The organism is Leptolyngbya sp. KIOST-1 (genome assembly GCF_000763385.1).
Classification (GTDB): domain Bacteria; phylum Cyanobacteriota; class Cyanobacteriia; order Phormidesmidales; family Phormidesmidaceae; genus Nodosilinea.
In genome coordinates this window covers 2,095,950-2,121,428 of the sequence record NZ_JQFA01000002.1, presented here as the reverse complement: position 1 = coordinate 2,121,428, position 25,479 = coordinate 2,095,950, and the positions used below count along the sequence as shown (strand labels likewise).

Here is a 25,479-nt window from a genome sequence, read left to right as displayed (position 1 = left end):
TGCCTCTATTCCTTGTTCTGTTGCCTCGTCAGCCCAGCTTAGTCAGGCTTCTTCTCTGGCAGCATGCACTTGTCAGAATCGCAGCCCGCCGGGCCAGCCTCGATCACCTCACCCGCGTCGTAGCGCGACAGAGCCGCGTGGAAGTTGTCGGTGCCGCGCCGCGCGACCACCTGCTGCTTTTGGGCCTCGAAGGTAGCCTTGTCGATGGGCTCAAAGGGTAAGCGGGGGAAGGTTTGCAGGTCGTCAAACCGGGCCAGCAGGGCGGCGGAGATGTAGCCCTCGTCGTTCTGAATGGCCTGATAGATGCGATCGGCCAGATCCTCTAGCTCGGGTTCCCGGAACTCGATGGTGGCGGAGGTGTTGTGGGTGGTGTAGTGGGCCTGCACCTGCATGTAGAAGTCGAACTGGGCCGCCGCCGAGAATTTCTCGATCGCGATCGCATCCGCCCCTGGCAAATTCGCCCACAGCACTTCTACGGGAATTTCCACCAGCCACTCGGTGCAGCGGGGGTCAAAGGGGTCGTTCAGCAGGTTGCCTTGCTCGTCCTTGTCTGACTGGGAGGGCACCACCGCGTAGCCGTAGTCAATGCAGGCCATGGCCACCGGGTCGTTTTTGCGGAAGGTGATGCGGCGAATGAAGCGCTGGGCCTTGGGCGGGTGCCAGCCGGGGCTAGCGCCCGTCAGCAGCGACTTGGTGCCGGCGGGCTGCACGGTGGTGCAGCGGTTGGGCCGCACCAGGCCGTGAGCATCGCAGTAGCGCCACACCTCCTGGTGGACGATGTCCTTCCAGCGGGTGAGGAACTCTTTTTCCCTGGCTTTGAACTCGAGGCCCTGCATGGTATCGGGGCGGCCCGCCTCCCACCAGCGCAGCCACTCCACCCCAAAGGCGATCACAAAGAAGTCAAACAGCCCCGTGAAGGAGACCCCCACAATGGGATCCTCCAGGCGCGACTTCTGGTAGCGGGGCTCCTGGAACTGATGGTTGAGCAGCACCGCCACGGAGAGCGCCGCCGCCCTGAAGGCGTCCTCCTGCTCTTGCAGGTTCTCAGGATCGAGCTGGTTGAGGTGGACTTCCGCCAGGTTGCAGTGAAAGTTGGAGCCGAGGATTTCGCCGCAGGGGTTGAGACCGTAGCGGTCATCGGCTCCAGCTCGCTTTTTCGCCTCCCCAGCCCACTGGATCGCCCCCTCGCCGGAGTAGAACTGCTTGCGGACAGAATCTACGCAGTCTTGCCGGCTGGGCTTGGTGTGGAAGACGCGGGTGTGGTTGGCCATCCGCAGCACGTCGCGCTCGGGGTCAATGCGCCAGTTGCCCTCGCTGTCCTGCTGCCAGAGGTTGTCCTTGGCGCTGGCGGCCAGTTCGTCGGCGCTGTCGAACTGGCGCATGCCCGCACTACGGCGAATGTTGCCAGCCACCACGCAGGCGGCGGCTTCGTCGATCAGCAGGCAGCACTCGACGGAGTTGAGCTGGCGACCCAGAGCTTTGTTGAGGATGTTGGCGCAGCGATCGTAGAGCAGCGACAGGCGAATGGGGTTGGCCACGCCGCCAAAGCCCTTGAGCTTTTCTCCGGCGGGGCGCACGTCGCGCAGGTCGATAGTGACGTTCACTTCGCCGCTAAACCGCTGGTCGGTGGATAGCTCCAGCAGGGTTTCGTAGGACTTGACCCAGCCCTGGCGACTGTCACCGACGCGGATGGTGATCTGGTTGCCCTCAACGGTGACGTCGGTTTTTTCCTGCCGCTCAGCCACCGGAGTCTCGCCAATGTCGCCTGCCATGGTAACGGTGATGCGGTTGCGGATGGCGGGAATCTGGCTGATGTACTTGGGTTCTAGAATCGCCCCGGTGCCGCAGCCCATCATCGCCAAGTCCATCATCAGGCCGAAGGCGCGCCAGTCCACCACGTTGGTGCTGGTGCAGTTGTAGGCTCCAGAGAAATTCTCCGGCTGTTTGCTCCAGGCGGTGCCGCCCACCCACAGCCAGCGACCGGAGGGCAGGGCCTTCACCTGGCGCTGCATGCGGCCCAGCAGCTCGACCTCGTCGGCGGTGAGGTTGCCGAGTTCGACCAGGCCTGCCAGGGTGCGATCGCACACCTGATCCCAGGTCTCCCGCTGTCCCTCCACCACCTCGCCCCGGCGGCTGTAGGTGCGGTAAAACACGGGAAACGCCGCTGGAGCTGCCTCAGGGAATGGCCCCTGCTGCCGGGTACGGGGAAGTTCTTGAACCATGGGATCAGCCTTTTGCTAGCAAGAGAGGACGTAGGTTGAGTGCGTTACCAAACAGCGCATTGTCAAACACTGCAATTCAAATCGTTGCGTTATCGCCCAGCCTGGGCACCAGGAAACCGCATGAATCGGCAAAATCCTAGCCCAGCTTCAGCGGATCGCCCCAATGGTCGATTATCATAACGGATTATTTTCAGATCTAGCGTCTGAAAAACTTTTTTTTGTCAGATTTAGCGCTACATCTGGGAGAGCGATCGCCCCCACATCTTATCGCCCCACCCCCGATCCGTCCCCAGAAGCTCAAGATGTGTTGCGGATTGCCCTAGGGCGGCGATGGCTCTGGCATTATCAATTTAGGATCCAATCCAAGTTGTTTTGAATAGCGGCGAGGCCCCCCATGGAAGAAAAAGTCTGCTGGGAGCAGTTTAAGCACCGCTACGAAGGCCCCGACGGCCAGCTCAAAGCCTGGGCCGACTACCAGCGGGCCTACCGACAGTGGCGACACTCCTGCCTGCTAGAGGCCGCGCTGGGGGAAAGGGGCGATCGCTAAATCCGTTATCCACTCCCCAGGCATTGGCTTACATGCTGGCTAGTCCAAATGCCGATAGACCCGCCTTTGGCGCAGTCCTAAACGGCAGCGAGTTTTTATTCCTCAAGCTGGTGCCAGGTTTTGTGCAAGCAAAAAGATGGCCGAGGCACCTGAAGTCCTCGACCATCTTGTCATGGTTTGCCAGGTCACAAGCTAAACCTAGCTCACGGATACCGCCACGGATTCGGCGGCGGTGGCCTGATCGGTGGCCTTTTTCGCCTCCAGGTAGGCCGCCAGCTGCGCTTCAATGTTCTGCCGCACGATCTGGCGGAAGTCGAGGAAGTGCTCGGCCTGGGCGCACACCGACACGTAGTTGGCCGCCACGGCCGGGTAGCGCCACAGCATGACGGCCAGGTTGCTCCAGAAGCGCAGGCGAGTTTTACGCAAAAGGCCCTGGCGCCACACCACAATCAGGAAGGCGCGAATGGTCACCCAGTTAATATCGGGAGCCCCCGCTGAGGTGGTGCGGTTTTTGTAGTTGCGCTTCTGGGCCTCCCCCAGCATGAGAAAGTGGCGGAAGGTGCGGTTGAGCACCGTCAGCGGGTCGTAGAGATCCCAGAACACCTGAATGTATTCTTCGGTGATTTCTTCGATGGGCCGGGTGGGCACAAAGTTCATCAGGGTGGTCTGGTTGATGTCGGCGCTCTTGCCCAGCAGGCGGCCCTCTTTCTCGAGGCGGTGCCAGAGGGCGGTGTCGGGCAGGGCTTGCAGCATACTCACCAGGGCGGTGGGAATGGCGGTCTGCTCGACAAATTCGTAGATTCGCCGACCGGCCCCAGTCTTTTCGCCGTCGAAGCCGACGATCAGCCCCGCCATCACCCGCAGTCCCGCCTGGGCGATAGAAATCACCGACTCCGAGAGGGGATCGCGCGTATTCTGGAATTTTTTGGTCAAGGTCAGGCTGTCGTCGTCGGGAGTCTCAATGCCCAAAAAGACGGTGCCGAAGTTGCAGTCCACCATCATCTGCATCAGTTCTGGATCCTGGGCCAGGTCTACTGATGCCTCAGTGGCAAAGGAGAAGGGATAGCCGTGCTCCTCCATCCAGGGTTTCATCGCCTTGAGCAACAGCTTGACGTTGCGCTTGTTGCCGATGAAGTTGTCATCGACCATGAAGATGCTGCGCCGCCAACCCAGGTCGTAGAGGGACTGGAGTTCGGCCAATAGCTGTTCGGGGGACTTGGTGCGGGGCTTGCGGCCGTAGAGCACGATGATGTCGCAAAACTCGCACTGAAACGGGCAGCCGCGGGAAAACTGCACCGACATTTCGGCGTAGGCGTCCATCTCCAGCAGGTCGTAGCGAGGGATGGGAGTGCTGGTGACATCGGGCTTTTCGCCGCCGGAGCGGAAGGTGCCGCCCTGGTCACCCCGTTCCACCGCCTCCACAAACATGGGCAGGGTGATTTCCCCTTCGTCGAGAATCAAGAAATCGGCCCCGGCCTCCTCTGACTCCTGGGGCATAGAGGTGGGGTAGGGGCCGCCCACCGCCACCAGCTTGCCGTAGCGCTTGGCGGTGCGCACGGCGTCAAAAAAGTCGGTGCGGTGAACGATCATCGCCGAGATCACCACAATGTCTGCCCAGCGCCATTCGTCTTCGCGCACCTCGCGCACGTTGCGGTCTACCAGCTTGTAGTTCCAGCTCTGGGGCAAGATAGCCGCTACGGTCACCAGCCCCAGGGGGGGGAGCTGCGCCTTGAGACCGACCAGTTCCAGAGTTTTGTCAAACGACCAAAAGCTTTTCGGAAACCGTGGATAGATCAGGAGAATATTCATAGAGACCGTATGGGTATCCTCGCCATGCTAAGGGAGTTGACTGAAATAATCAAACGCAAAACTTAAAAATCCGATACCTCAGGTCGGCCAAACCATAGAAAAGTGGGCTGAGTAAACGGCTGAAATTTCAATTTTGCCGATGAAAAATGCACCCCAAAGACAGAAACATGGCCCTCAAACAGGGGGCTGAGGGTCCGGGAGTTAAGACGTTGAGAAGCGGCTCTTAGTTCGCCCGGCGGGGGCGATCGCGCTGGCAGTTATCGCAGTGCCCGCAGGAACCCAGCCGCTGCGCCTCCGTGCGAAACCCAAAGGCCACCAGTAGCCCCTGCCAGCGGCACTGGCGGCTGTGCAAAAACTGGTGCATCTGCTGGCTGGCAGACACCTGCAGCCTCGAGGGCGATCGCCCCTGGGGCGTGAGCTGGTAGTGAAAGGGACTGACCCACTCTAGCTGCCCCACGCTGTGCAGCCACGACAGCGAAATGGCCCCGTGGTCAAACCGCTGGCTAATCTCCCGCACATCGCCATGGGGCGGAATCTGGCTGACCAGCCGCTGGGCCTTTTGCTGCAGCGCCTGGGTCTGAGCCTCAAAAAATTTGGCCCGCTGGCGATCGCCCGGCTCCAGCCAGCCCGTGGGCTCGCTCACCAGGGTCAGGGCCTCGGCGGGGTTGCCGTCACGCCCCGCCCGCCCCACCTCCTGCACGTACTCGGTAATGGTGCAGGGGGCCTGGTAGTGCACCACCCAGCGGGTATTCGATTTGGAAATGCCCATGCCGAAGGCACTGGTCGCCACCACGAACTGGAGCCGGTCGGCCATCCAGTCGGCTTCGATCTGGCGGCGATCGCGGCTGCTCAACCCGGCGTGGTAGGGGGCCACCCGGTAGCGATCGGCCAACTGCAGGGCCAGCGCCTCGCTGTCCCTGCGGGTGCGCACATAGACCAGCCCGGCTTGGCCGGCATGCTGCTGCAAATATCGCCCCAGGGTGCCTTTGCGCTGCCCCTCGCTCACCACCGCCCTGACCCGCAGGTTCAGATTAGCGCGGTGGGGGGTGAGCCGCACCACCTGGGGCGACTGGAGCTGCAAAACCTGCTTCAGAATGCTCTGGGCCGAGGGGTCTGCGGTGGCGGTGAAGGCGGCAATCGGCAGCGTGGTTCCGGGTGGGCGACAGGCCAGCAGCGCCGTCCGTACCGCCCCCAATCGGCGATAGGCCGGACGAAAGGTTTCGCCCCACTGGACCAGACAGTGGGCCTCATCCAGGATCAGGCCGTTGAGGCACAGGCTGGGTTGACACAGACGCTCCCAGACCGGCGGACTGAGCAGGGTTTCGGGCGACAGGTAGAGCAGTCGCAGGGCCTGTTGCTCCAGCGCCTGGAGAATTTTGCGCCGCTGGGGCGGCAGCAGTTGGCTGTGCAGCGTAGCCGCAGGCAGGGCTTTGTCGTGGAGGTCCTGAACCTGGTTTTCCATCAGCGCCACCAGGGGCGACACTACCAGCGTCAGGCCCGACTGCAACAGCGCTGGCAGCTGAAAGCAGATGGATTTGCCCCCACCTGTCGGCAGCACCACCAGCAGATCTCGACGCTCCAATAGCGCCCTGACGATCGCGTCCTGAGGCGGACGAAAATCGCTATAGCCCCAAATATGCTGAAAGGCCTGGAGCACTTCACCCCAGGCCACTGTTGTTTCTGCCATCGCAGCACCCTCAACCTGAGCCCTCAGAGTGCCCAGACAAAAGCCCAGGATAGAAAAAAGCAGGGGAGCCGCGATCGCTCACGACTCCCCGGCTGGATTAGGGGCTCAGTGGGGCTTTAGCCCACCTCGGCCCCTGGTGCTTCCCGTTCAGGCCTTAGTCAAAGAAGAAGGGGAAGTTGTAGCCCACGCCAAGGGAAATGCCCAGGGCAAAGCCGCTGGTCAGCCGGAAGTTGGCGACCCCGTTGAGGGTGAAGTTGGGGGAGATGGGCACGTCGGCCCCGGCATTGACCAACAGCCCGATGTCACCACTGGTGGGAATTTCGACCCCAGCCCCTACGTAGGGCTGAGCGAGAACTCCGCCGTAGGTACCGGGGTTGAAGTTGTAGGTAATGGGAATGGTGAAGCCCCAGCGATCGTTGGTAGCGGTCGCTCCAGCCCGCACCGAGAAGCGAGGACCGAGGGAAATTTTGCTGATGATGTTGAAGCCAAAGCTGGACAGAGCGCTATCGCCCCGGTTGCCCACACCAATGTTGCCACCTACCCCTACGTAAGCAGGGCTAACCGCCACCGCCCCAGGCGCAGTCACCTGAGCCAGGTCAATGGAATTGGTAGCTTCAGGAGCCGCCTCAATGGTGGCAGCCATCAGCGCCGACTCGATATCAGCGGTGTCAAACAGACCGTTGCTAGAGAACGTATTGGCTTCGGGCAGGGCCAGCAGGCTCGCTTCGCTGGCCGTCGCCTGGGCGACTCCGATCGCATCAATTTCCTCAGCCTCGGCCGTTTCCACAGGCTCAGCGGCCTCTACGGGGTTGCCTGCCGCCGACTCAATCGCAGCGGGCAAAACTTCGACCTCGGCCAAAACGCTGTCGGTCAGTTCTAGATTGCTCAACTCGGTTTGGGCCAGGGCAGGGCTTGCCATTCCAGCGGCGGCGGCCAGACCAAGCACCAGAGAAACTTGCTTGAGATACGCCATAATTTCGTTCACTCCTCAAATTTTTAACAGTTGGTCACGTTGGCTAAATGCCAGCGATCGCTACATTCGAAACAACCAATCTCACAATCGGCTTACCGGAGCCAAAGCAGGAAAAATCAAAACTGAACTTTTCCGCAGACTACGGGCCTTCACACCACATTTATCTTTGAAATTGGCTGAATTGTACCATCTTCAACCGAGTGGCAAGGCTATGTTGACAACATTTTGCACCTACCTAAGATAGATGCGACTCTACTCAAAGACAGATCAAAACGGGGATCAATGGTCATACTCAAAATTTAGCCAGAGATTTTGCCGCAAACGCCTCAAGATCTGCCGTCCACGCTGATCAACGGCTTGATCCTGTCAGCGTTTTCAGGCCCGACTCCAGCAGCCCGTCAGGGGCTGTAGCCTGTGTGAAACAGCGAAAGCCATCGATGCCCACCGCTCAAGCCAGCGGGGCCGCACTGACCATGGCCTGCCCAATCAGGTCGGCTAGGCGCGGCAGCAGATCGCGGTTCTGACTCTGCTGGTGGCCTTTGGTAAAGGCCACCAGCAGACCGGGTGCCCCCGTGGGCAGCTCAAAGTAAATCGCATCGTGGCGCACCTGACTGGTGTAGCCGGCCTTCGAGTACAGCCTGGTGCCGGGCGGCAACCCCGCCCCCAAAAAGCCGGTCACCTGGTCTTCTTCGCCGGGGGCTGGAAGGCCCGAGGGCACGGTTCGCTGCATCAAGGTCAGCATGGACTGCGATCGCGCTGCCGAGACCGCCACCCCCCCGGCAATGCTGTGGATCAGTCGCGCCACAGCGTTGGTGGTGAGTCGATTGCGATTGTCGTAGTGCTCCCCCACAAAAACCCGTTCCCGTCCGTAGGGACCATCGCCCCAGGGTTTCTGGTTGAGGTTGACCCCGCTCAACTCAGGCCACTGAAGCGACTGAAAAAACCGATTGACGATGTTGCGCTGGTGGCACCAGGTCTCGAAGGGACCAGGGGGCAGCTCCGGGCCGCTGGTGGTGCCGCTGAGCACATCGACCACCAGGGAGGTGGCGTCGTTGCTGGAGTCCACAATCATGTCCCGCAGCGCCCGATCCAGCTCGGCAGACGGCGGGATCATGCCCTGCTCCAGCCATTCGTGGGCCGCCACCAGGTAAAACAGCTTCACCACGCTGGCCGGATAGATCAGCTCCACGCCCCGGTAGCTAGCTCCGCGCGGCGGACGCTGCCAAAAGTCGGTGGCGCTCAGGGCACCGCCGGTATTGGTGATGTAGGGCGGGTCGTACCACAGCCAAGTGACCGCCAGTTGCGTCGGGGTGAGGGCAAACTCAACCCGCACCTGATCGAGCACCTGATCCAGGGTTGCCTGCAGGGCGGTATCGGGGATAAAAAAGGGTGTCATAGCCAGCGCTTGTGTCTTAGGTAACCGCTTGTCGATTCAATCATCCTGCACTATCAGTACGGCATTGCTGTAGCAATTGAGGTGTGAGGGTTCAGGCCTCTGGTTCTGGGTTTCACAGTAACCGCGAACCCAAAACCGCGAACCCAAAACCACGAACCTAGAACCGTGAACCTGATACCGCAAACCCAAAACCTGATACCTAATCCCCCTGGCGAACCCTGGAGGTAACCCTGTGCAAATTCAGCGCCGTGACGTGGGTCTGACCGTAGACGACAGCCTAATGCGCCTCTACATGGCCAAACCGACGGTACCCGGTCAGTATCCCGGCATTTTGTTCTATTCCGACATTTACCAGCTGGGTGGCCCCATGGTGCGCCTGGCCGATCGCCTGGCGGGCTACGGCTATGTCGTCGTCGCCCCAGAGATCTTTCACCGCCTGGAACCCCCCGGCACCGTGATTGAACCCAACGACGTGGGTCGCCTACGGGGCAACGATGCCGCCCGACGCACCGAAGTTGCCCACCACGACGCCGATGCCGCAGCCGTCCTCGACTGGCTACACAACGATGCCACCGTCGCCCCCGGCCAAATTGCCACCCTGGGTTTTTGCATTGGAGGTCATCTGGCCTGTCGTGCGGCTCTCAACCCTGGGGTAAAAGCAGCGGTGTGTTGCTATCCGACGGGCATTCACAGCGGCAAGCTAGGGCGAGACAAAGCCGACACCCTGGAGCGGTTGGGCGACATCTCGGCTCGGCTGCTATTTATTTTTGGCGACCAGGATCCCCACGTGCCTGCCGAAGGGCGCGACACCCTGCTCAAGACCCTGGCCACCGCCGGCATTGAGCCTAAGACGCTGATCTATTCGGCCAACCATACCTTCATGCGCGACGATGGCTACCGCTACGATCCGGCCGCCAGCGACGCCGCCTGGGGAGAAATCATTGCTTTTCTGGAGGCCGAGTTTGGCTCAGCTGGGCTGAGCGAAGCGCATTCCTAGGGAAGGGCTGGGTATGCTATGGCATAGCCAGGGGCTGAGCATTCTGTGCAAATCGCAACGTTCTGTCCTAAGCCCTGGAGGATACGGTTAGAGTAGTTAGGGGGATTGGCGCTGAGTCGGTTCCTTCGTAACCTTTAACAACGTCATGACGCAGGGGGAAGTGTGGCTTCCAGCTGCAGATCCTGTACCCGCCGACACGGGAAAGGCTCCCCCCTGTGCGATCTTCAACTCAACCCAGGCGGCTGACTGCGCCCACTGCTTGTACTCCCATCTGCCACGCTTGAGTAGGGATCCTATGGCATCTCAGATCGACCGCAGCATGATCACCGCGCTGTCTCTGGTCAACCAGCACAGTTCCCTCACCAACCGGGTGCGCGACCTGCCGACGCCCCAGTTCATCAATCTGCTGGACCAGATCACGGCAGAGTTCGAGCATTTTTTGCGCGCCATCGACATGATCAACAACGAGTCGTTGGAGATCATGCTGGAGCAAATTCTGGAGGCCTTTACCCTCAAGATTGGCCAGATCCTCCAGGCCGAGCGCACCACTATTTTTATGGTGGATCACGAAAAGCAGGAGCTGTGGTCGAAAATTGCCCAGGGGGATGGGGAGCGATCGCTCGAAATTCGGGTCCCCATGGGCAAGGGGATCTCGGGCTATGTGGCCACCAACCTGACGCCCCTGAACATTCCCGACGCCTACGCCGACGATCGCTTCGACAGCACCTACGACCAGAAGCACGGCTATCGCACCCGCAGCATTCTCTGCATGCCGGTGCTGAGCAAAAAAAGCAACAGCATTGTGGCGGTGGTGCAGCTGCTCAACAAGCTCAACCACACCCCCTTCGACGATCAGGACGAGCGCCACTTTAAGGAGTTTGCCGAATCGCTGGGGGTGATTCTGGAGAGCTGCAACTCTTTTTATGTGGCCGCCCGCAACCAGAAGGGTGTAGCAGCCCTGCTAAAGGCAATCTCCTCCCTGGAGCAGAGCTTAGATCTGGAGAAAACCCTGCAATCGGTGATGGAAGAGGCCCGCCAGCTGATGCAGGCCGATCGCAGCACCCTGTGGCTGATCGATGAAGAGAGCGGCGACCTGTGGTCCAAGGTGAAGTCGGGGGACGGCAAATCGCTGGTGGAGCTGCGCAGCCCCATCACCAGCGGCATTGTCGGCCATGTGGCCACCACGGGCGAGGTGCTGAACATTCCCGATGCCTACCAGGATCCCCGCTTTAACCCCGACGCCGACAAGCGCACCGGCTACACCACCCGCACCATCCTCTGTATGCCCGTGTTCGACTCAGGCGGCAAGCTGATCGCCGTCACCCAGCTGATCAACAAGACCCAGGGCACCTTTACCAGCTCCGATGAGGCCTTCATGCGGGCCTTCAACATTCAGGCGGGGGTAGCGCTGGAGAATGCCAAGCTGTTTGAGAGCGTGCTGGTCGAGAAACAGTACCAGAAAGACATGCTGCAGAGCCTCTCCGATGCGGTGATTTCCACCGATATGGAGGGGCGGATTGTCACCATCAACGACGCCGCCCTGGAGCTGCTCGGCTGCCCCGAGGAGCGCGACCACGGCCGCACCATCCGCGATCGCTGGCAGTCGGCCCTGCTACACCGCCCCGTTTGGGACGCGATCCCAATCGAGAGCCTGCGCTTTCGCCTCGAAGACAGCCTCCAGCACGGCGCCCGCCACTACGTCCCCGAGCAGAGCCTGCGGGTGGCCGTAGCCCCCGGCCCCGGCACCGGCCTCGACCCCGTCTCTGAGTTGGCCCTGAGCGATCCCGCCGCCCCCGAAATCTACCGACCCTGGGGCGATCCCACCGCCCCGCCCGTGCCCGCCAACCTGGTGCAGCGCATCGAGCGCAGCATCAACCTCACCGTCAACCCCCTCAACAACCCCGAGGGCGGCGTGCTGGGGGGCCTGCTGGTGCTGGAAGACATCAGCCAGGAAAAGCGAATGAAGAGCACCCTCTACCGCTATATGACCCCCGGCGTGGCCGAGCAGGTGATGGCCCTGGGCGACGATCTGCTGATGAAGGGGGAGCGCAAAGACGTCACCGTGCTGTTTTCCGACATTCGCGGCTACACCACCCTGACCGAGGACCTGGAAGCCGACAAAGTGGTGGAAATGCTCAACGCCTACTTTGAAACCATGGTGGAGTCGGTGTTTAACTTCGAGGGCACCCTCGACAAGTTCATTGGCGACGCCCTGATGGCGGTATTTGGAGCGCCGCTGCCCCTCAGCAACCACGCCTGGGCCGCGGTGCAGAGCGCCCTCGACATGCGGCGGCGGCTGGCCCAGTTCAACGCCGAGCGGGGCGCCCTGGGCCAGCCCGAAATCCGCATCGGCATCGGCATTAGCTCGGGCGAGGTGGTGTCGGGCAACATTGGCTCCCAGCGCAAAATGGAGTACACCGTGATTGGCGACGGGGTCAACCTCAGCTCCCGCCTGGAGGGCGTCACCAAAGAATACGGCTGCGATATCGTCCTCAGCGAGTACACCTACGCCCTCTGCGCCGACAAAATTTGGGTGCGCGAGCTCGACCGCACCCAGGTCAAGGGCAAACAGCAGGCCGTCGGCCTCTACGAGCTGATCGACAAGCGCGACGTTCCCCTCAGCCCCGGCACCGAAGCCTTCTTAGACCTCTACGCCAGGGCCCGCAGCGCCTATACCAGCCTGCGCTTTGACGAGGCCCTGCGTCTGTTCGAGCAGGCCCAGCAGATGCGCCCCGACGACAAAGCCGTCGCCGTACACCTGAATCGGGCGCGGCAGTATCAGCAGCAACCGCCGCCCCAGGACTGGAATGGGGTCTACGTCATGACCACCAAATGATTGTGCCGCCCTGCCCCCTCACCGTGGACAGCCATGGGCGATTATGATGAATGCCGTCCGGGGATACTGCCTGCCCCCCGGCTCAGCCCATCTATCGCAGCGGTCGCAAACCCGCTAGGATGGGAGTTGTGTTCAGATTGGACACTTTTGGCAGTTGTTTCATCGCCGTTGAGCTAACCCACACGCATGTCTCTGTTTGACTGGTTTGCCAATCGCCGTAAGTCAGGCCCCATCAGCGAAGACCGCCAGGAGCGGGAAATTGCCGACGGCCTGTGGACCAAGTGTGAGCACTGCGACGTTCTCACCTACACCAAAGATCTGCGGGCCAACCAGTGGGTCTGCGGCGAGTGCGGCCACCACCACCGCATCTTCAGCGATGAGCGCATTCGACAGCTTATCGACGCCAACACCTGGCAGGCGCTGGACACCCACATTCAGCCTGAAGATCCCCTGAAATTCAAAGACCGCAAGGGCTACGGCGATCGCCTGCGCGACACCCAGACCAAGACCAAGCTCACCGACGCGGTACAGACCGGCCTGGGCGAGCTGGACGGCCTGCCCGTTGCCCTCGGCGTGATGGACTTTCGCTTCATGGGCGGTAGCATGGGCTCGGTGGTGGGCGAAAAGCTCACCCGCCTGATCGAGCGCGGCACCGCCACGAATCGTCCCGTAATCATCGTCTGCGCCTCCGGCGGAGCCCGCATGCAGGAGGGCATGCTCAGCCTGATGCAGATGGCTAAAATCTCTGGAGCCTTGCAGCAGCACCAGGCCGCCAAACTACTCTATATGCCGGTGCTCACCCACCCCACCACGGGCGGCGTTACCGCCAGTTTTGCCATGCTGGGCGACATCATTGTGGCGGAACCCAAAGCCACTATTGGCTTTGCCGGGCGCCGGGTAGTCGAGCAAACCCTGCGGGAAAAACTGCCCGACGATTTTCAGACCGCCGAGTACCTGCGCGACCACGGCTTTGTCGATTTAATTGTGCCGCGCACCCAGCTCAAAGCGACCCTCGCTCAGCTGATTCGTCTGCACCAGCCCGTGGCCGCCTCCGTCTCTCCCGACGGCCACGCCCCCTGGAGCAATGGCCTAGAAACCGTAGCCCCAACCCACATCGGGGTCGATTTATAACGGCGAAACCTTGGGAATGGCCCCCTTCGGTGGCATGATAGACATTACGAGAAGATTTGATGGTAAAACCCCATTAAATTCGCTGTGTTGATTTCATACCCAAGCCCTATACATTCGAGGAGAACCATGTTGAAGAGATGCATTTGGCTAGTTGCGGTCGCACTCTTCTTTGTCAGCCACCTGGTCATGGGAGACGCTGTCGCGGCTGAGCTAGATGAGGCCACCCGTACCGTGCTGCTCAACCCCGAAGGAGATACCCTGGTGCTATCTCTGGAGCAGGTCACCCGTGGCCGTCGCCAGTTTAACTACGCCTGTGGCACCTGCCACGTGGGGGGGATCACCAAAACCAACCCCACCGTTGGTCTCGATCCCGACTCTCTAGCCGGTGCCCTGCCCCCCCGCGACAACATTGATGCGCTGGTGGACTACCTGAAAGAACCGACCACCTACGATGGTCTAACCGACATTTCTCAGGTCCACCCCAGCAAAAAGAGCGCCGATATCTTCCCCAAAATGCGTAGTTTAACTGAGGAAGATCTGGTGGCCATCTCGGGTCATATTTTGCTTCAGCCCAAGGTCATTGGCGACATGTGGGGAGCTGGTAAGACTCGCTTCTCTGCTCCTCAGGTCTAGGGAAGGTTGGATGGCTTGGGGGCTGAGCCTGGGCTGGATGAGCTACATCTGAACCAGCGGCTGTTTCGGTCAATCCTGTACCCACAGCGGCAATTACGCCATGGCAAAAGCCCCAAGTTACCGCCCAAAGCAGGTAATATGCCTTAGGAAGGCTGTTTAGGCAGCCCTTGATTGAACTGGAGATACGAGCTTTAGAGGTAGTTATGCAACGTGTATTTCGCGCCGCCCAGCGTCTGGGCCTGGTTATTCTGTCTGCTCTGCTAGTTGTGGGTACCCTCACCCTGGCTTCTGCCCCCGCTGCAGCCACCAACTACGACGTTAAAATGGGGTCTGATGCTGGTCTGCTGGTGTTTGAACCCAGCACCATTACCGTCAAGCCCGGCGATACGGTGACCTGGGTTAACAACAAAATGGCCCCCCACAATGTCGTGTTTGATGCGGCAAACACCCCCGGCGACAAGTCCCTGGCCGACAGCATTTCCCACACTCAGCTGACCTTCGCCCCCGGCGAAAACTACTCCACCACCTTTACCAGCGATATGCCCGCTGGTACCTACACCTACTACTGCGCTCCCCACCGTGGGGCCGGTATGGTGGCTAAGGTCATTCTGGAGAACTAGATCGGGAGGCTTTGGGGTTTTTGTACCCTCTGGCTCAGCAGTATCTGTGAAAAAGGGCGTCCTAAGGGGCGCCCTTTTTGCTGCGCCCAGACGAAAAAAGCCTGGCTGCCCCTGGGTAAAATCGCTAGGATGTCGGCGTGGCGTTTGTGGCGAGTTGACATGGCTAGCCAGTCTTTACCCCTTCACACCCTTGATCCCCTGGGGCGGTTCTCTGACCGGGCCCAGGACTATGCCCGCTATCGGTCCAGTTACCCCAGGGCGGCGATCGCCGCCATTCTCTTCGGCCTGAGTGAGCCTGCCCAACTGGTGGTAGCCGACATTGGTGCTGGCACGGGCATCTCCAGCCGCCTGCTGGGGGATCTGGGGGCCAGGGTGATTGCCCTGGAGCCCAACGCCGAGATGCGGGCGGCTGCCGCCCCCCATGCCCAGGTGACCGTTCAGTCGGGTACCGCCGAGCAGACCGGGCTGGGCGATCGCAGCGTGGATGTGGTCACCTGCTGCCAGTCGTTCCACTGGTTCAATGCACCCCCGGCGGTGGCAGAGTTTAGCCGCATTTTGCGCCCCGGCGGGCGGCTGGCCCTGCTGTGGAACGACTGGAACCTCGACGACCCCGGCACCGCCGCCTACCGCCAGATCATCCAGGCCGCTGCCACCCGCGCCATTCGCCACCACGACCACACCAACTCTCTCCACGTGGTCGAGGAGCACCCTGGGTTTGCCCCCGTGCGTCACCACAGCTTCGACTACGCCCAAAGCCTGACCCGGCCAGAGGTGGTGGGGCGAACGCTCAGCTCCTCCTACATGCCAAAGCAGGGGGAGGCCTACGAGCAGTTTTTAGAGGCGATCGCCGCCTGGCACCAAATCTGGGCCGCCCCGGACGGCCCCGCCACCCTCCGCTACGTCACCAATCTCTATTTAGCTGAAACGGTGACATGAGGAACGCCAGGCCCCTGGGTTCTGTCAGAACCCAGGGGCCTGCTCCTACAGACTGGTTTCCAGCAGCACGTGGAGTAACGGCTCCAGGCAGGTGAGCCAGTTTTTGACCTCGGCCAGGGGCCAGGCGGGGGAGTAGTCGGTGAAGCTGTACTGACTGGGCATGGGATCAGGTTAGCGACGTTGGGCTAAAAACTGTTTGGGGGTGACGCCCTCGGCCTCCACCAGCAGGGTCTGCATCATTTGCCTGCAGGTGGAAATCCTGGGCCTGGTGCCGCCGCTGAAAGGTCTGGTGCTGGAGCAAGGGGCGATCGGGCAAGGTGCGCTACGTGGCCCTGTCCGATGCCCCAGCCTGGTCGTGGCCCAGGCCCAAACCCTGGCCACGGCCCGCCACTGGGAGACGATCAGCGCGGTGCAGCTGGAATATTCTCTGGTGGAGCGCAATATTGAGTTTGAGTACACCGCTATGGCCCAGGCCCTGGGGACGGGGATCATAGTCTGGTCGCCCCTGGCTAGCGGGCTGCTGTCGGGCAAGTACCGGCCCTCGGAGCAGGGGGGCGTAGGCGAGGGCCGCTTGAGCACCCTGGCCAACAGCGGCAACCCGGCCTTCAACAAATTTACCAAGCAGAATTGGGCGATCTTGGCGGAACTGGAGGCCGTAGCCGGGGAACTGGGCCGCTCCATGGCCCAGGTGGCGCTCAACTGGGTGGCCAACCGCCCCGCCATCGCCTCGGTGATTATCGGGGCCACCAAGCTGCACCAGCTCGAAGACAACCTGGGTGCCCTGGACCTTGAGATCCCCGCCGAGTTGCTCCAGCGCCTGGATGCGGTCAGTCGCCCCGAGGCCCGCTTTCCCTACACCTTCTTTGAACCAACCCTCCAGGGCATGATCCACTGCAACGCTACGGTGGGGGATAAGCACGGTGGGGGATAAGCCCGCCTCTTACCGTCGATCACTGCGCGGGTAGAGGGGGCTGGCGCTGGGGTAACGGGCGGCGAATCTTGACGAGACAGGATAGCCTGTCAAATTAAATGTGACGGGTTACCAGGGTTTGCGGCTCACGGTTTCAGGAGATATCCAGGGAAGGTTTCACTCACCAGCCGATCGCAGAAAGATATCCAAACGGAAAGAAGTCGCGAATGAATGAACAAACGAACATAGGACTTCTCGGCCTTGAGGCTGAAACACTTGAGGCAATTTGCTTCCCTCCTTTGGTCAAGCAGGCTTGGCGGAGGTGAAATAGGCAAATGCTGAATAACCCCTGGCTCCGGGGTATTATCCAGCACTTTCGCTGGATAACACCCCCAAAACCTATACTTAACCCTCAAATCTGCTGGATAACATCCAAAAGCTAAGACATTAGCTATCAGAAATGATGTTTAATTCCTAAAGATCCAGGTATTATCCCGTGGATCTGCTGGATAATACCCGGAAATGGAGGGCTTATCTAGCTGATCTGACACTTAAGTTATAGTTAGCTTGCTTAGTCTATCGGTTGAGGCAGAGCAGTCAACCTCATTGCATTTCCGAGTAAACTAGAGATTAGTTTCTGATCTGTCTGATGGGGGTAAACCCAAATGGTACAAACACCATCTAAAACACTGACCTTAGCGGAGTTTTTGCAATTACCAGAAACGAAACCTGCGAGTGAATACATTGATGGTCAAATTATTCAGAAACCGATGCCTCAAGGGAAACATAGTGCTATCCAGGGGGAACTCGTACCTGCTATAAATGGGGTAGTTAAGTCCAAGTGTATTGCTCGTGCATTTCCTGAGCTACGCAGTACCTTTGGTGGTCGCTCAACGGTTCCGGATGTTGCAGTGTTTCTTTGGAACCGAATTCCCCGTGATGAGAATGGAGAGGTTGCCAACACGTTCTCTGCTGCGCCAGATTGGACAATTGAAATTCTGTCTCCTGACCAAAGCCAAACAAAAGTAACTAAGAATATCCTTCACTGTCTACGACATGGAACCCAAATGGGTTGGTTAATCGATCCAGATGAACAAACCGTGTTTGTCTATCGTCCCAAGCAAGAACCTGAAGTGTTGGATGAGCCAGATGAAGTTGTTCCTGTACCATCGTTTGCAAGTGAGTTACAGCTTACAATCAAAGATTTGTTTGCTTGGTTGTTGGAGTAAAACTTGAGTAGTTGCCAGCCAGCTAACACTGCGTTGGTGCGGACGGAACAGAGGTTATCGGTAGGTGTTCGAGGCTATCTGCCGCCGCACAACTTCACCGTTATCCACCGGATCTGACACTGAATACATAGTTAGCCTAACGAGGCGATCGCGGGAATTAGTCTTCAATAATTGCCAGTCCCTGTCGCTCCAGCTCAGCCAGATGATCTCGCATGGCTTGCAGCACGTCCGGTGGATGGCCTGCCCAGTCTTTGACCTCGCTAACTACACGCAGTGGGACTCGACTTCTGTAAGATTTGGTCGGATTGCCAGGGAAACGCTTATTTGTCAGGTTGGGGTCGTCTTCGAAAGGGCCTGTGGGCTCGACAACGTAGATTCGACCTGGCTCCTTACCTTTGGCCAACTCCGCACCCCAGATAGCGGCATCCAGGGTAACCGTGAAGTAGATGTTGTTTGATACTCGACCGTCCTCGAAGTTGGAGCCATAGCCGGGGAAAAGCTCGTCCCCTGGACTTAGGCCTAGTTCCAACTTATTTTGTGTCAGCTTTCTTGGGCAACGGCCTTCTGCCATTCAACGATGAGGCAATCAGCAGATTGCGCACCCAGTTATTGTGATAGCGGAAACCGTTGAGTTGTTCAAAGGGGCATAAGCAGCCATCCATCGCTGTCCGAGTTTTGCGACAAAATGGATGAAAGTTCCAGAGTAATGCCATGGCTCGACTGGATTGCTCGGCGGAGCCCCATTTCCCGTGGAAATTTTGCATGGCATATAAGGTGCCATGTAGACCAGGATGGGGCGGTAGACGGCTACGTCTACCGGGGCGCAACAGCCGATGGCATGTGGGGGCAATACTTTGCAGCCACCGCCTCCCCTGAGAAGCCCGTTCGACCCCAGCAGCGGCAGGATTATTTCTATCCCAGCCGAACCGGACAGCCTCTGGTAAAGGTGACGCGGGTAGATCGGGGCAACGGCGCGAAGTTTTTTGTGCAGTACCACTGGAACGGGCAGCAGTGGATCAAGGGGTTAACCCCTGAGATTAGAGCCCAGGTGCCGATTTACCGCTACCGGGATGTCCAGAATGCGATCGCTATGGGTCAACCCATCTGGATGGTGGAGGGAGAAGGCTGCGCGGATGCCTTGTGGGGAATTGGCATTCCCGCGACCACTACTTTGGGGGGCTCGAAGAAGTACCGCAGCTATGGCGATTACGCTGAGGATTTGCAAGCGGCCCAGTTGGTGCTGTGCCCAGATCGCGACCAGGTTGGAGTTGCCCATATGGGAGAAGTTGCCCAGGACTTTCCCTCGGCCCAGTGGTGCTACCCCTACCCTGACAGTCTGCGCTGGCAAAACCTGCCGAAGCATGGCGGGCTGGATGTGGTGGATTGGATTCACGATGGGGCCACAGCTGAGCAGATCAGAGCGGCGGTGCAAGACCGGCGGCAGATGGTCAGCGCTACCCAAGGCCCCGAGCGATTGTCGGTGCAGGCCTTGCAAGACCAGATTCGCACCTACCTTGGCACTAGCCCCACCGAACTGGCCCTCGCTGCGCAGGTAGTGCAATGGCACCAGGAGACGGGGCTATCGGCCAGGGATATTGGTAACCTGGTCACTCTGGTGCAGGCGGAGCTGGAGCAAACCGAGGAACGGGATGATCGCCGGGCTGAGATTCACCAGCTGCTGAAAATTGGCGACTACCAGCTGTGTCTGGGGGAGTATCTTCACGCTGATCTGGCGGAACCCTTGGAGCAGATCGCTGACTGGATTGGGGCGACGCCAGCGGCGATGCTGGTGACGCTGCTGCCGGTGGCGGCGTCATTGCTGCGGGTGGGTACAGAGCTGGAAATTGATACTGGGATGGGGTTCTCAGTGCCGCCGATAGTGTTCACGGGACTGGTGGCCCCCTCAGGCAGCAAGAAGAGCCCAATTCAGCGGCAGATTTTGGGGCCGCTCTCACTGCTCCAGGCGGAGTTTATCGCCTGCGGTTCCACGCTTCCGTCGTTGCTTGGCCATCGGGTTGGCCTCCTGAGCGCTTTCCCTCTATTTTACTCGACACAAACTCGGGGGGAACTAGACTTAGGCTTGCCCTAGTCCCATGGTAGAAAGGCCCCTGAACATGATCGCAGTGCTCGAACGTGACCGGAACATGAGTGCTGTCGTCATCCATCAGGAGTCTCCCATCTTGCCGCAGGCTCGGATTCTAGCGCAGTAACTAAGGTGTCGGATGCAGTCTAACAAGCGCAGCAGCCTGATAAATTGGCCCTGTTAGGTAGACTCGGCTGGTAAACCCATAGAACAATAAGCACTGTACTGGCGAGGACTGACATGGCTAAAGCAAAGTCCCATCTCTATCGAGTTGAGATTCACTGGACCGGCAACAATGGCCAAGGCACCCACAGCTACAGCACCTACGATCGCGCCCACACCATCAGCGCTGCCGACAAACCCCCTATTGTGGCCTCGGCTGACCCGTCCTTTCGCGGCGACAAAACCAAATACAACCCAGAAGAACTGCTGGTGGCCTCGCTTTCGAGCTGCCACATGCTCTGGTACCTGCACCTGTGCGCCGAGGCCAGGGTTGTGGTTACGGGCTATGTGGACTACCCCATCGGCACCATGATTGAAACCGAGGACGGCAGCGGACGGTTTGCCAAGGTTCTGCTGCGTCCCGTTGTCACCCTGGTGCCGCAGAGCAATACCGAGCTAGCCACCCAACTCCACGAACAGGTCCATCAGAAGTGCTTCATTGCGAATTCGGTCAATTTTCCGGTGCATTGTGAGCCCACGATTCAGCTCGAACCTTAATGCCTGAGCCACTCACTGGCTTAATAGGTCTGCGATCGCCTCTTTGATAAACGCCTCATCCTCGGGGTTTTGGTAGGGGTTCCCGGCCCGGTGGCCCCAGATCGACGGAATCGGTCGGTACTCCGAGTTGGGGATCAGGGCCGCTTCGGCCTCGCAGTCTTCCGGGGTGAAGTAGAGGTCGGTGGTGGCGGGCATGACCAGGGTTTGGGCCGTGATTGAGCCCATGGCTTTGGTGTAGTCGCCGCCGTAGACAGGGTTATCGCCCAGGTCGCAGCGCAGCCAGGTGTCGATCATGGCCAGCAGGTTGTGGGGGTCGCGCTGGCGGTAGCCCGCCTCCCAGCCGCGCAGAATGTAGTCTTCGAGGGAGTCGTAGCCCCAGGCCAGGTAGGGTTTGGCCCGGTAGTAGGCCTGGGACGCCGCCCAGCTGGCGTAGATCTGGGCAAAGGTGTGAAAGCCGCGATCGGGGGTGCCTTCAAAGCGATCGCCATTCCAGGCTGGGTCGCTGGTGAGGGCGGCCCGCAGGCTGTAGAGAAAAATTTTGTTGTGGTCGGTGGTCTTGGCAGTGCCGCAGAGGGCGGCCAGCCGCTGCACGCGATCGGGGTAGAGGGCGGCCCAGTGGTAGCCCTGCTGCGCCCCCATCGACCAGCCGTAGACCAGGGCCAGCCGCTCGATGCCGAGGGCCTGGGTGATCAGGGCGTGCTGGGCGCGCACGTTGTCGTAGTGGGTGAAGTAGACGCCGGGACGCCCCACCGCTGGGGTATTGCTGGGCGAAGTGGAAAGCCCATTCCCAAACATGTTCACCATCACGACGCACCAGCGGCTGGGGTCGAGGATGCCGTCGAGGCGCACTAGCCAGTCAACATCGGTGTGCTGGGCCCCGTAGGAGGTGGGGTAGAGAATGGCGTTGGTGCCATCCGGCTTTAGGTCGCCATAGACCTGGTAAACCACCCTCGCCTCGGGCAGCACCGCTCCACACTGGAGCGGAAAGTCCCGGAGCGTAAACTGCTCTGCTGTACCCATACGCTAACCCTGGCTAAATTTCGCCACAATGCCGCGATTTACCCGCAGGTAGCCCACCTCGACCCGCTCAAAGTAGGACTTGAGCTGCTCGTGGGCAGCCGGCAGCGCCTGAAAGGGAATTGACGGGTAGAGGTGATGTTCGGCGTGGTAGGGCATGTTCCACATCAGCCAGCGCAGGGGCCAGAGGGTGAGGGTGGTGCGGGTGTTGATCAGGGGGTTTTCGTCGTTGGGACAGCCGGTGTGCTCGGCCAGCAGCACAAACCGCAGCAGGGGTTGACCCACCGCCAGGGGCAGCAACCAGTGGGTGAACAAGAACCACGGATGACCCAGCAGGGCAGACACCGCCATAACCCCGACGTAGGTCAAAAGCTGTAGCCTCACCGAGCGAATCACCTCAGCCTGGCCGCTTTCGGCGATGTAGTAGCAGCCATCCAGATTGCCCAGGGCGACCCGACCATGGCAGCGCAATTTGCCGCTCCACCAGGGGATGCCGCTGAGCTGCCAGAGGTAGTCGGCCAGACCGGTGGGCTTGGGGTCGTCTAGCTCCGGGTCTTTGCCTGGAATTTGCGTGTAGCGGTGGTGCCACTTGTGGTACCGCCGATAAAACGTGCTGTTGTAGAACGACAGCAGACCCGCCAGCCAGGCGGCGGCATCATTGAGCCTGGGGTTGGCAAAGGCGGTGCGGTGGCAGCTCTCGTGCATGGCGCAGAACATCAGCGCCAGCCCCGCCCCACAGGCGACTAACCCGGGCAGCGCCAGCCCCAGAGGAGCATTGCCCCACAGGAAGCCGCCCAGGACAATTACCCCCAGGTGGCCCAGGAACCGCAGGGCTCCGGCCCGGTTCGATCGCTGGTTGAGAGTGGCTAACGCCGCTGCCGACAGCACCTGGCGCGGCTGACTGGGGGTCGGAGTATGAGGGACAGCAGGGGTAGTATTCGTAAGCATGGTTAACGTTCTGGTAGAAAATGCCTTGGCAAGGTCACATAATGAAAAAGTGGAAATCAGCCCGATAGGCACAGGCCCCAGGCGATTGCATCACTATTCCCACAACGACCTGCTGACCACCGCGGCCAGCCCAACAACCCGTCCAACTTGTTATAACAAGTGAGCTTAGCATACTTTACCTGGAGCAACCAACGCTGTAGCTAAGTCCTTCTGCGGCTTGATGATGGTTTTCTGACCTATGTCTACCCCCCTACACATCAGCATTTCGGAAAAGCTGCGCCACCAGATTGAGTCGGGGGAGTACCTGTCGGGCGATCGCCTGCCCAGCGAGCATCAGCTGATGGAAACCTTTGGGGTCAGCCGGATCACCGCCCGTCAGGCGGTGGCCAATCTGGTCAGCCAGGGGCTGGCGATCGCCTATCGGGGCAAGGGCGTCTTTGTCACGCCCCAGAAGAAAGTCACCTATTCCCTCTCCAGCCCGCTGGTGTTTCTGGAGCAGGACATGGCTCGCCAGGACATCAGCTTTAGCTTTGAGAACCTGCTGCTGGAGCCCGTCGCCGCCCCCAGGGATGCGGCCCTGGCCCTGGGCCTCGCCAAGGCCGCGCCGGTTTATTTTCAGAAAAAGCTCTTTCGTATGGATGGGGCCGCCGGGGCGGTGGATGTGACCTATCTGATCGCCGAGTTGGGCGAACGCTTTGCCCCCCTGCTAGCGCAGCAGATGACCTTTCCCACCCTGGCTCAGCACGGCATTCCCATTGAGCGCCTGGATGCGGTGATTGAATGTACCCACGCCGACTACGACCTCAGCGGCTATCTGGAGGTACCCCTGGGCCACGCCCTGATGGTCTATCGCTACACGGCCTACAGCTGCGAGCAACAGCCGGTGCTGCACGGGTCCACCATCTCGCGGGCCGATCGATTTTGCTACTCCCTCAGCACCCGCGCCCAGGCCAGTTGACTGGTGTCGCCAGGGATCAACCGATCGCCAGTGACCAGCGCTACTGCTCCTGGCGAGACAGGCGATCGCCCCAGTAGCGTATGTACTCGGCCAGTCCCGCCAGCAGGGCTGAACCCAAAATCAGCACCACGCTGAGGGCATTGATATCGGGCTTGACCCCGGTGCGAACGCGGCTAAAAATTTCGATCGGGAGCGGGTTGGCGCCGCCCCCGGCGGTGAAGCTGGAGATCAGCAGGTCGTCCATACTGAGCACAAAGGCCAGCAGGCACCCCGCCAAAATGCCCGGCGCCAACTGGGGAATGAGCACCTTAATCAACGCCTGGGTGGGGGTGGCGCCAAGGTCGAGGGCGGCTTCCTCCAGATTGGGGTCGAGGCGCTGGAGACGACTGGACACCACCACCGCAATGTAGGCCAGGCAAAACACCATGTGGGCGGCAATGATGGTGGCCAGGCTGAGGGGAATCGCCATCGAGGCCAAAAAGACCAGGGTGGCAACCGCGATCGCAATATCCGGCACAATCAGCGGCAGGTAGGACACCCCCCGATAGATCCCCTTGCCCCGAAAGCGGTAGCGGGCCAGACCAATGGCCATCAGCGTACCCAGCACCGCCGAGATCGCCACCGCCACGATCGCAATGGTGAGGCTGTCCTGGAGCGCCGACAGCAGCCGGCGATCGCTGAACAGGGCCCGGTACCAGCGCAGGCTGAACCCCTCCCAACTGGCGCTGTAGCGCGAGTCGTTGAAGCTGTACACCCCCAGCACAAGGATGGGAAAGTACATGAAAGCGTACATCAGGGCGGTGAAGAGGCTGGGCCAGGTGAGGCGGGGCATGGGGTGGGTAGGTGGAATGGGCGGTTAGGTTTCGGAGACGGTGCTTCTGTCGCCATAGCGCAGCAGCAGGGCGATCGCCAGGCTGACGGCCAAAATCAGCACCATGCTGAGGGCCGAACCAAACCCCCAGGCCCGAGTGGGGCCCAGAAACTGGTTGTAGATCAGGCGGGAAATATTCATCGATGACGCCCCGCCCAGCAGGGTGGGCACCACAAAGTCCCCCAGGGTGCTGATAAACACCAGCAGGCACCCGGCGGCAATGCCGGGCAGGGTTTGGGGCACCGTGACTTTCCAAAAGCTCTGGGATGGCGTTGCGCCCAGGTCGGCGGCAGCCTCCAGCAGGCGAACGTCGAGTTTTTCCAGGGAGGCGTAGAGAATTAGCACCATGTAGGGCAAAAAGCCGTAGGTGAGGCCGATGAACACCGCCGTAGGGGTGTTGAGCCAGTTTTGGGCCGGTAGCCCCACGCCGGTGAATAGGGTATTGAGGACACCGCTGGGGCGCAAAATCGCCGTCCAGGCGTAGGCCCGCAGCAGCGAGGAGGTCCACAGGGGCAAAATAAAGGCCACCAGCAGCAGGTTGCGCCAGCGCCGGGGCGACATCAGCGCCAGCCAGTAGGCCACCGGAAACCCCATCAGCAGGCACAGCACCGTCGCTCCCACCGCAAAGGCCAGCGATCGCCCAATCACCCGCAGGTACACCGGCTGCAAAATCTGCAGGTAGTTACCCAGCCCGTAGCCACCGCTGGGCTGGCCCAGGCGCAGCCCCGGCACCAGGCTAACCTCAAGAATGAGTAGCGTCGGCAGCAACAGCAGCAGCAGCAGCCACACCCCCGCAGGCCCCAGCAGCACCAGAGGCCCCAGCCACCGCCGGGGAGCAAAGCGAACGGTCCAGGGGGTAGAGGGAGCGGAGGTGGGGGAGGGGGCCATGGGGGTTAGGTGGAAGGGGGAGGGCGTGGAAGGGGGAGGGGAAGGGAGTACGGGTTGTTCTACGGCTT

22 protein-coding genes are annotated in these 25,479 nt (G+C 60.3%); 12 read left to right on the top strand and 10 right to left on the bottom strand.

Translation table 11 applies throughout. From position 1 onward, the window contains the following. Positions 1 to 38: 38 nt before the first annotated feature. Positions 39 to 2,222, bottom strand: a complete 2,184-nt coding sequence (nrdJ, locus tag NF78_RS09385) for a ribonucleoside-triphosphate reductase, adenosylcobalamin-dependent (protein ID WP_035985888.1) — start codon at positions 2,220 to 2,222, stop codon at positions 39 to 41. A gap of 394 nt (positions 2,223 to 2,616) precedes the next feature. Here nrdJ and NF78_RS31030 point away from each other — a divergent pair, with 394 nt between their 5' ends. Continuing rightward, on the top strand, positions 2,617 to 2,769 hold the full coding sequence (locus NF78_RS31030) for a hypothetical protein (RefSeq protein ID WP_156119711.1): 153 nt from the start codon (positions 2,617 to 2,619) through the stop codon (positions 2,767 to 2,769). A gap of 198 nt (positions 2,770 to 2,967) precedes the next feature. Here NF78_RS31030 and NF78_RS09380 read toward each other — a convergent pair whose 3' ends face one another. From NF78_RS09380 to NF78_RS09365, 4 genes are all read right to left on the bottom strand, one after another. Then, positions 2,968 to 4,578, bottom strand: a complete 1,611-nt coding sequence (locus tag NF78_RS09380) for a B12-binding domain-containing radical SAM protein (protein ID WP_035985887.1) — start codon at positions 4,576 to 4,578, stop codon at positions 2,968 to 2,970. Between the two features lie 223 nt (positions 4,579 to 4,801). Then, positions 4,802 to 6,265 (bottom strand): RecQ family ATP-dependent DNA helicase, encoded by a 1,464-nt coding sequence (locus NF78_RS09375; protein WP_035985886.1) that lies wholly within the window; start codon positions 6,263 to 6,265, stop codon positions 4,802 to 4,804. Positions 6,266 to 6,419: 154 nt separating this feature from the next. Then, the gene (locus tag NF78_RS28140) at positions 6,420 to 7,238 is read right to left on the bottom strand and encodes a hypothetical protein (protein WP_156119710.1); all 819 of its coding nucleotides are present in this window, start codon (positions 7,236 to 7,238) and stop codon (positions 6,420 to 6,422) included. A 448-nt stretch (positions 7,239 to 7,686) separates the two neighbouring features. Beyond that, positions 7,687 to 8,634 carry a serine hydrolase gene (locus NF78_RS09365; RefSeq protein WP_035985885.1) on the bottom strand — a complete coding sequence of 316 codons (948 nt, stop codon included), beginning with the start codon at positions 8,632 to 8,634 and terminating at the stop codon, positions 7,687 to 7,689. Positions 8,635 to 8,866: 232 nt separating this feature from the next. On the opposite strand from NF78_RS09365, the gene NF78_RS09360 reads away from it, so the two are divergent. The 8 genes from NF78_RS09360 (at position 8,867) to NF78_RS29295 (ending at position 17,926) form a co-directional block, all read left to right on the top strand. Then, positions 8,867 to 9,631, top strand: coding sequence for a dienelactone hydrolase family protein (locus NF78_RS09360; protein ID WP_035985884.1), 765 nt, complete (start codon positions 8,867 to 8,869; stop codon positions 9,629 to 9,631). 295 nt (positions 9,632 to 9,926) lie between these two features. After that, positions 9,927 to 12,467: a GAF domain-containing protein gene (locus NF78_RS09355; RefSeq protein WP_035985883.1), complete on the top strand. Its 2,541-nt coding sequence runs from the start codon at positions 9,927 to 9,929 to the stop codon at positions 12,465 to 12,467. A gap of 186 nt (positions 12,468 to 12,653) precedes the next feature. After that, positions 12,654 to 13,598: an acetyl-CoA carboxylase, carboxyltransferase subunit beta gene (gene accD, locus NF78_RS09350; protein WP_035985882.1), complete on the top strand. Its 945-nt coding sequence runs from the start codon at positions 12,654 to 12,656 to the stop codon at positions 13,596 to 13,598. A 126-nt stretch (positions 13,599 to 13,724) separates the two neighbouring features. Beyond that, on the top strand, positions 13,725 to 14,231 hold the full coding sequence (gene psbV, locus NF78_RS09345) for a photosystem II cytochrome c-550 (protein WP_035985881.1): 507 nt from the start codon (positions 13,725 to 13,727) through the stop codon (positions 14,229 to 14,231). 203 nt (positions 14,232 to 14,434) lie between these two features. After that, positions 14,435 to 14,851 (top strand): plastocyanin, encoded by a 417-nt coding sequence (gene petE, locus NF78_RS09340; protein WP_035985880.1) that lies wholly within the window; start codon positions 14,435 to 14,437, stop codon positions 14,849 to 14,851. A gap of 159 nt (positions 14,852 to 15,010) precedes the next feature. Beyond that, on the top strand, positions 15,011 to 15,787 hold the full coding sequence (locus NF78_RS09335; protein ID WP_035985879.1) for a class I SAM-dependent methyltransferase: 777 nt from the start codon (positions 15,011 to 15,013) through the stop codon (positions 15,785 to 15,787). A gap of 202 nt (positions 15,788 to 15,989) precedes the next feature. Further along, positions 15,990 to 16,718 carry an aldo/keto reductase gene (locus NF78_RS09330; RefSeq protein WP_263970633.1) on the top strand — a complete coding sequence of 243 codons (729 nt, stop codon included), beginning with the start codon at positions 15,990 to 15,992 and terminating at the stop codon, positions 16,716 to 16,718. Positions 16,719 to 17,362: 644 nt separating this feature from the next. Further along, positions 17,363 to 17,926 carry a Uma2 family endonuclease gene (locus tag NF78_RS29295; protein ID WP_072016030.1) on the top strand — a complete coding sequence of 188 codons (564 nt, stop codon included), beginning with the start codon at positions 17,363 to 17,365 and terminating at the stop codon, positions 17,924 to 17,926. A 157-nt stretch (positions 17,927 to 18,083) separates the two neighbouring features. Here NF78_RS29295 and arr read toward each other — a convergent pair whose 3' ends face one another. Then, positions 18,084 to 18,497 (bottom strand): NAD(+)--rifampin ADP-ribosyltransferase, encoded by a 414-nt coding sequence (gene arr / locus NF78_RS33230; protein WP_052050030.1) that lies wholly within the window; start codon positions 18,495 to 18,497, stop codon positions 18,084 to 18,086. A 135-nt stretch (positions 18,498 to 18,632) separates the two neighbouring features. Between arr and NF78_RS09320 the strand changes: the two genes are divergently transcribed. Further along, positions 18,633 to 20,015 (top strand): hypothetical protein, encoded by a 1,383-nt coding sequence (locus tag NF78_RS09320; protein ID WP_225885266.1) that lies wholly within the window; start codon positions 18,633 to 18,635, stop codon positions 20,013 to 20,015. Between the two features lie 234 nt (positions 20,016 to 20,249). Further along, complete coding sequence (locus NF78_RS09315) at positions 20,250 to 20,729, top strand: OsmC family protein (RefSeq protein WP_035985877.1); 480 nt, start codon at positions 20,250 to 20,252, stop codon at positions 20,727 to 20,729. A gap of 12 nt (positions 20,730 to 20,741) precedes the next feature. On the opposite strand, the gene NF78_RS09310 is transcribed toward NF78_RS09315, so the two are convergent. Both NF78_RS09310 and NF78_RS09305 read right to left on the bottom strand, forming a co-directional pair. Further along, positions 20,742 to 21,749: an alpha/beta fold hydrolase gene (locus tag NF78_RS09310; protein ID WP_035985876.1), complete on the bottom strand. Its 1,008-nt coding sequence runs from the start codon at positions 21,747 to 21,749 to the stop codon at positions 20,742 to 20,744. A 3-nt stretch (positions 21,750 to 21,752) separates the two neighbouring features. Continuing rightward, entirely contained in the window at positions 21,753 to 22,694 is a 942-nt protein-coding gene (locus NF78_RS09305; RefSeq protein ID WP_035985875.1) for a fatty acid desaturase, read from the bottom strand. A 238-nt stretch (positions 22,695 to 22,932) separates the two neighbouring features. On the opposite strand from NF78_RS09305, the gene NF78_RS09300 reads away from it, so the two are divergent. Continuing rightward, positions 22,933 to 23,652 carry a GntR family transcriptional regulator gene (locus tag NF78_RS09300; protein ID WP_035985874.1) on the top strand — a complete coding sequence of 240 codons (720 nt, stop codon included), beginning with the start codon at positions 22,933 to 22,935 and terminating at the stop codon, positions 23,650 to 23,652. A 40-nt stretch (positions 23,653 to 23,692) separates the two neighbouring features. Here NF78_RS09300 and NF78_RS09295 read toward each other — a convergent pair whose 3' ends face one another. Together NF78_RS09295 and NF78_RS09290 are read right to left on the bottom strand one after the other, a co-directional pair. Then, positions 23,693 to 24,484 carry an ABC transporter permease gene (locus NF78_RS09295; RefSeq protein WP_035985873.1) on the bottom strand — a complete coding sequence of 264 codons (792 nt, stop codon included), beginning with the start codon at positions 24,482 to 24,484 and terminating at the stop codon, positions 23,693 to 23,695. Positions 24,485 to 24,508: 24 nt separating this feature from the next. Beyond that, the gene (locus tag NF78_RS09290; protein ID WP_035985872.1) at positions 24,509 to 25,411 is read right to left on the bottom strand and encodes an ABC transporter permease; all 903 of its coding nucleotides are present in this window, start codon (positions 25,409 to 25,411) and stop codon (positions 24,509 to 24,511) included. Positions 25,412 to 25,479: the final 68 nt, after the last annotated feature.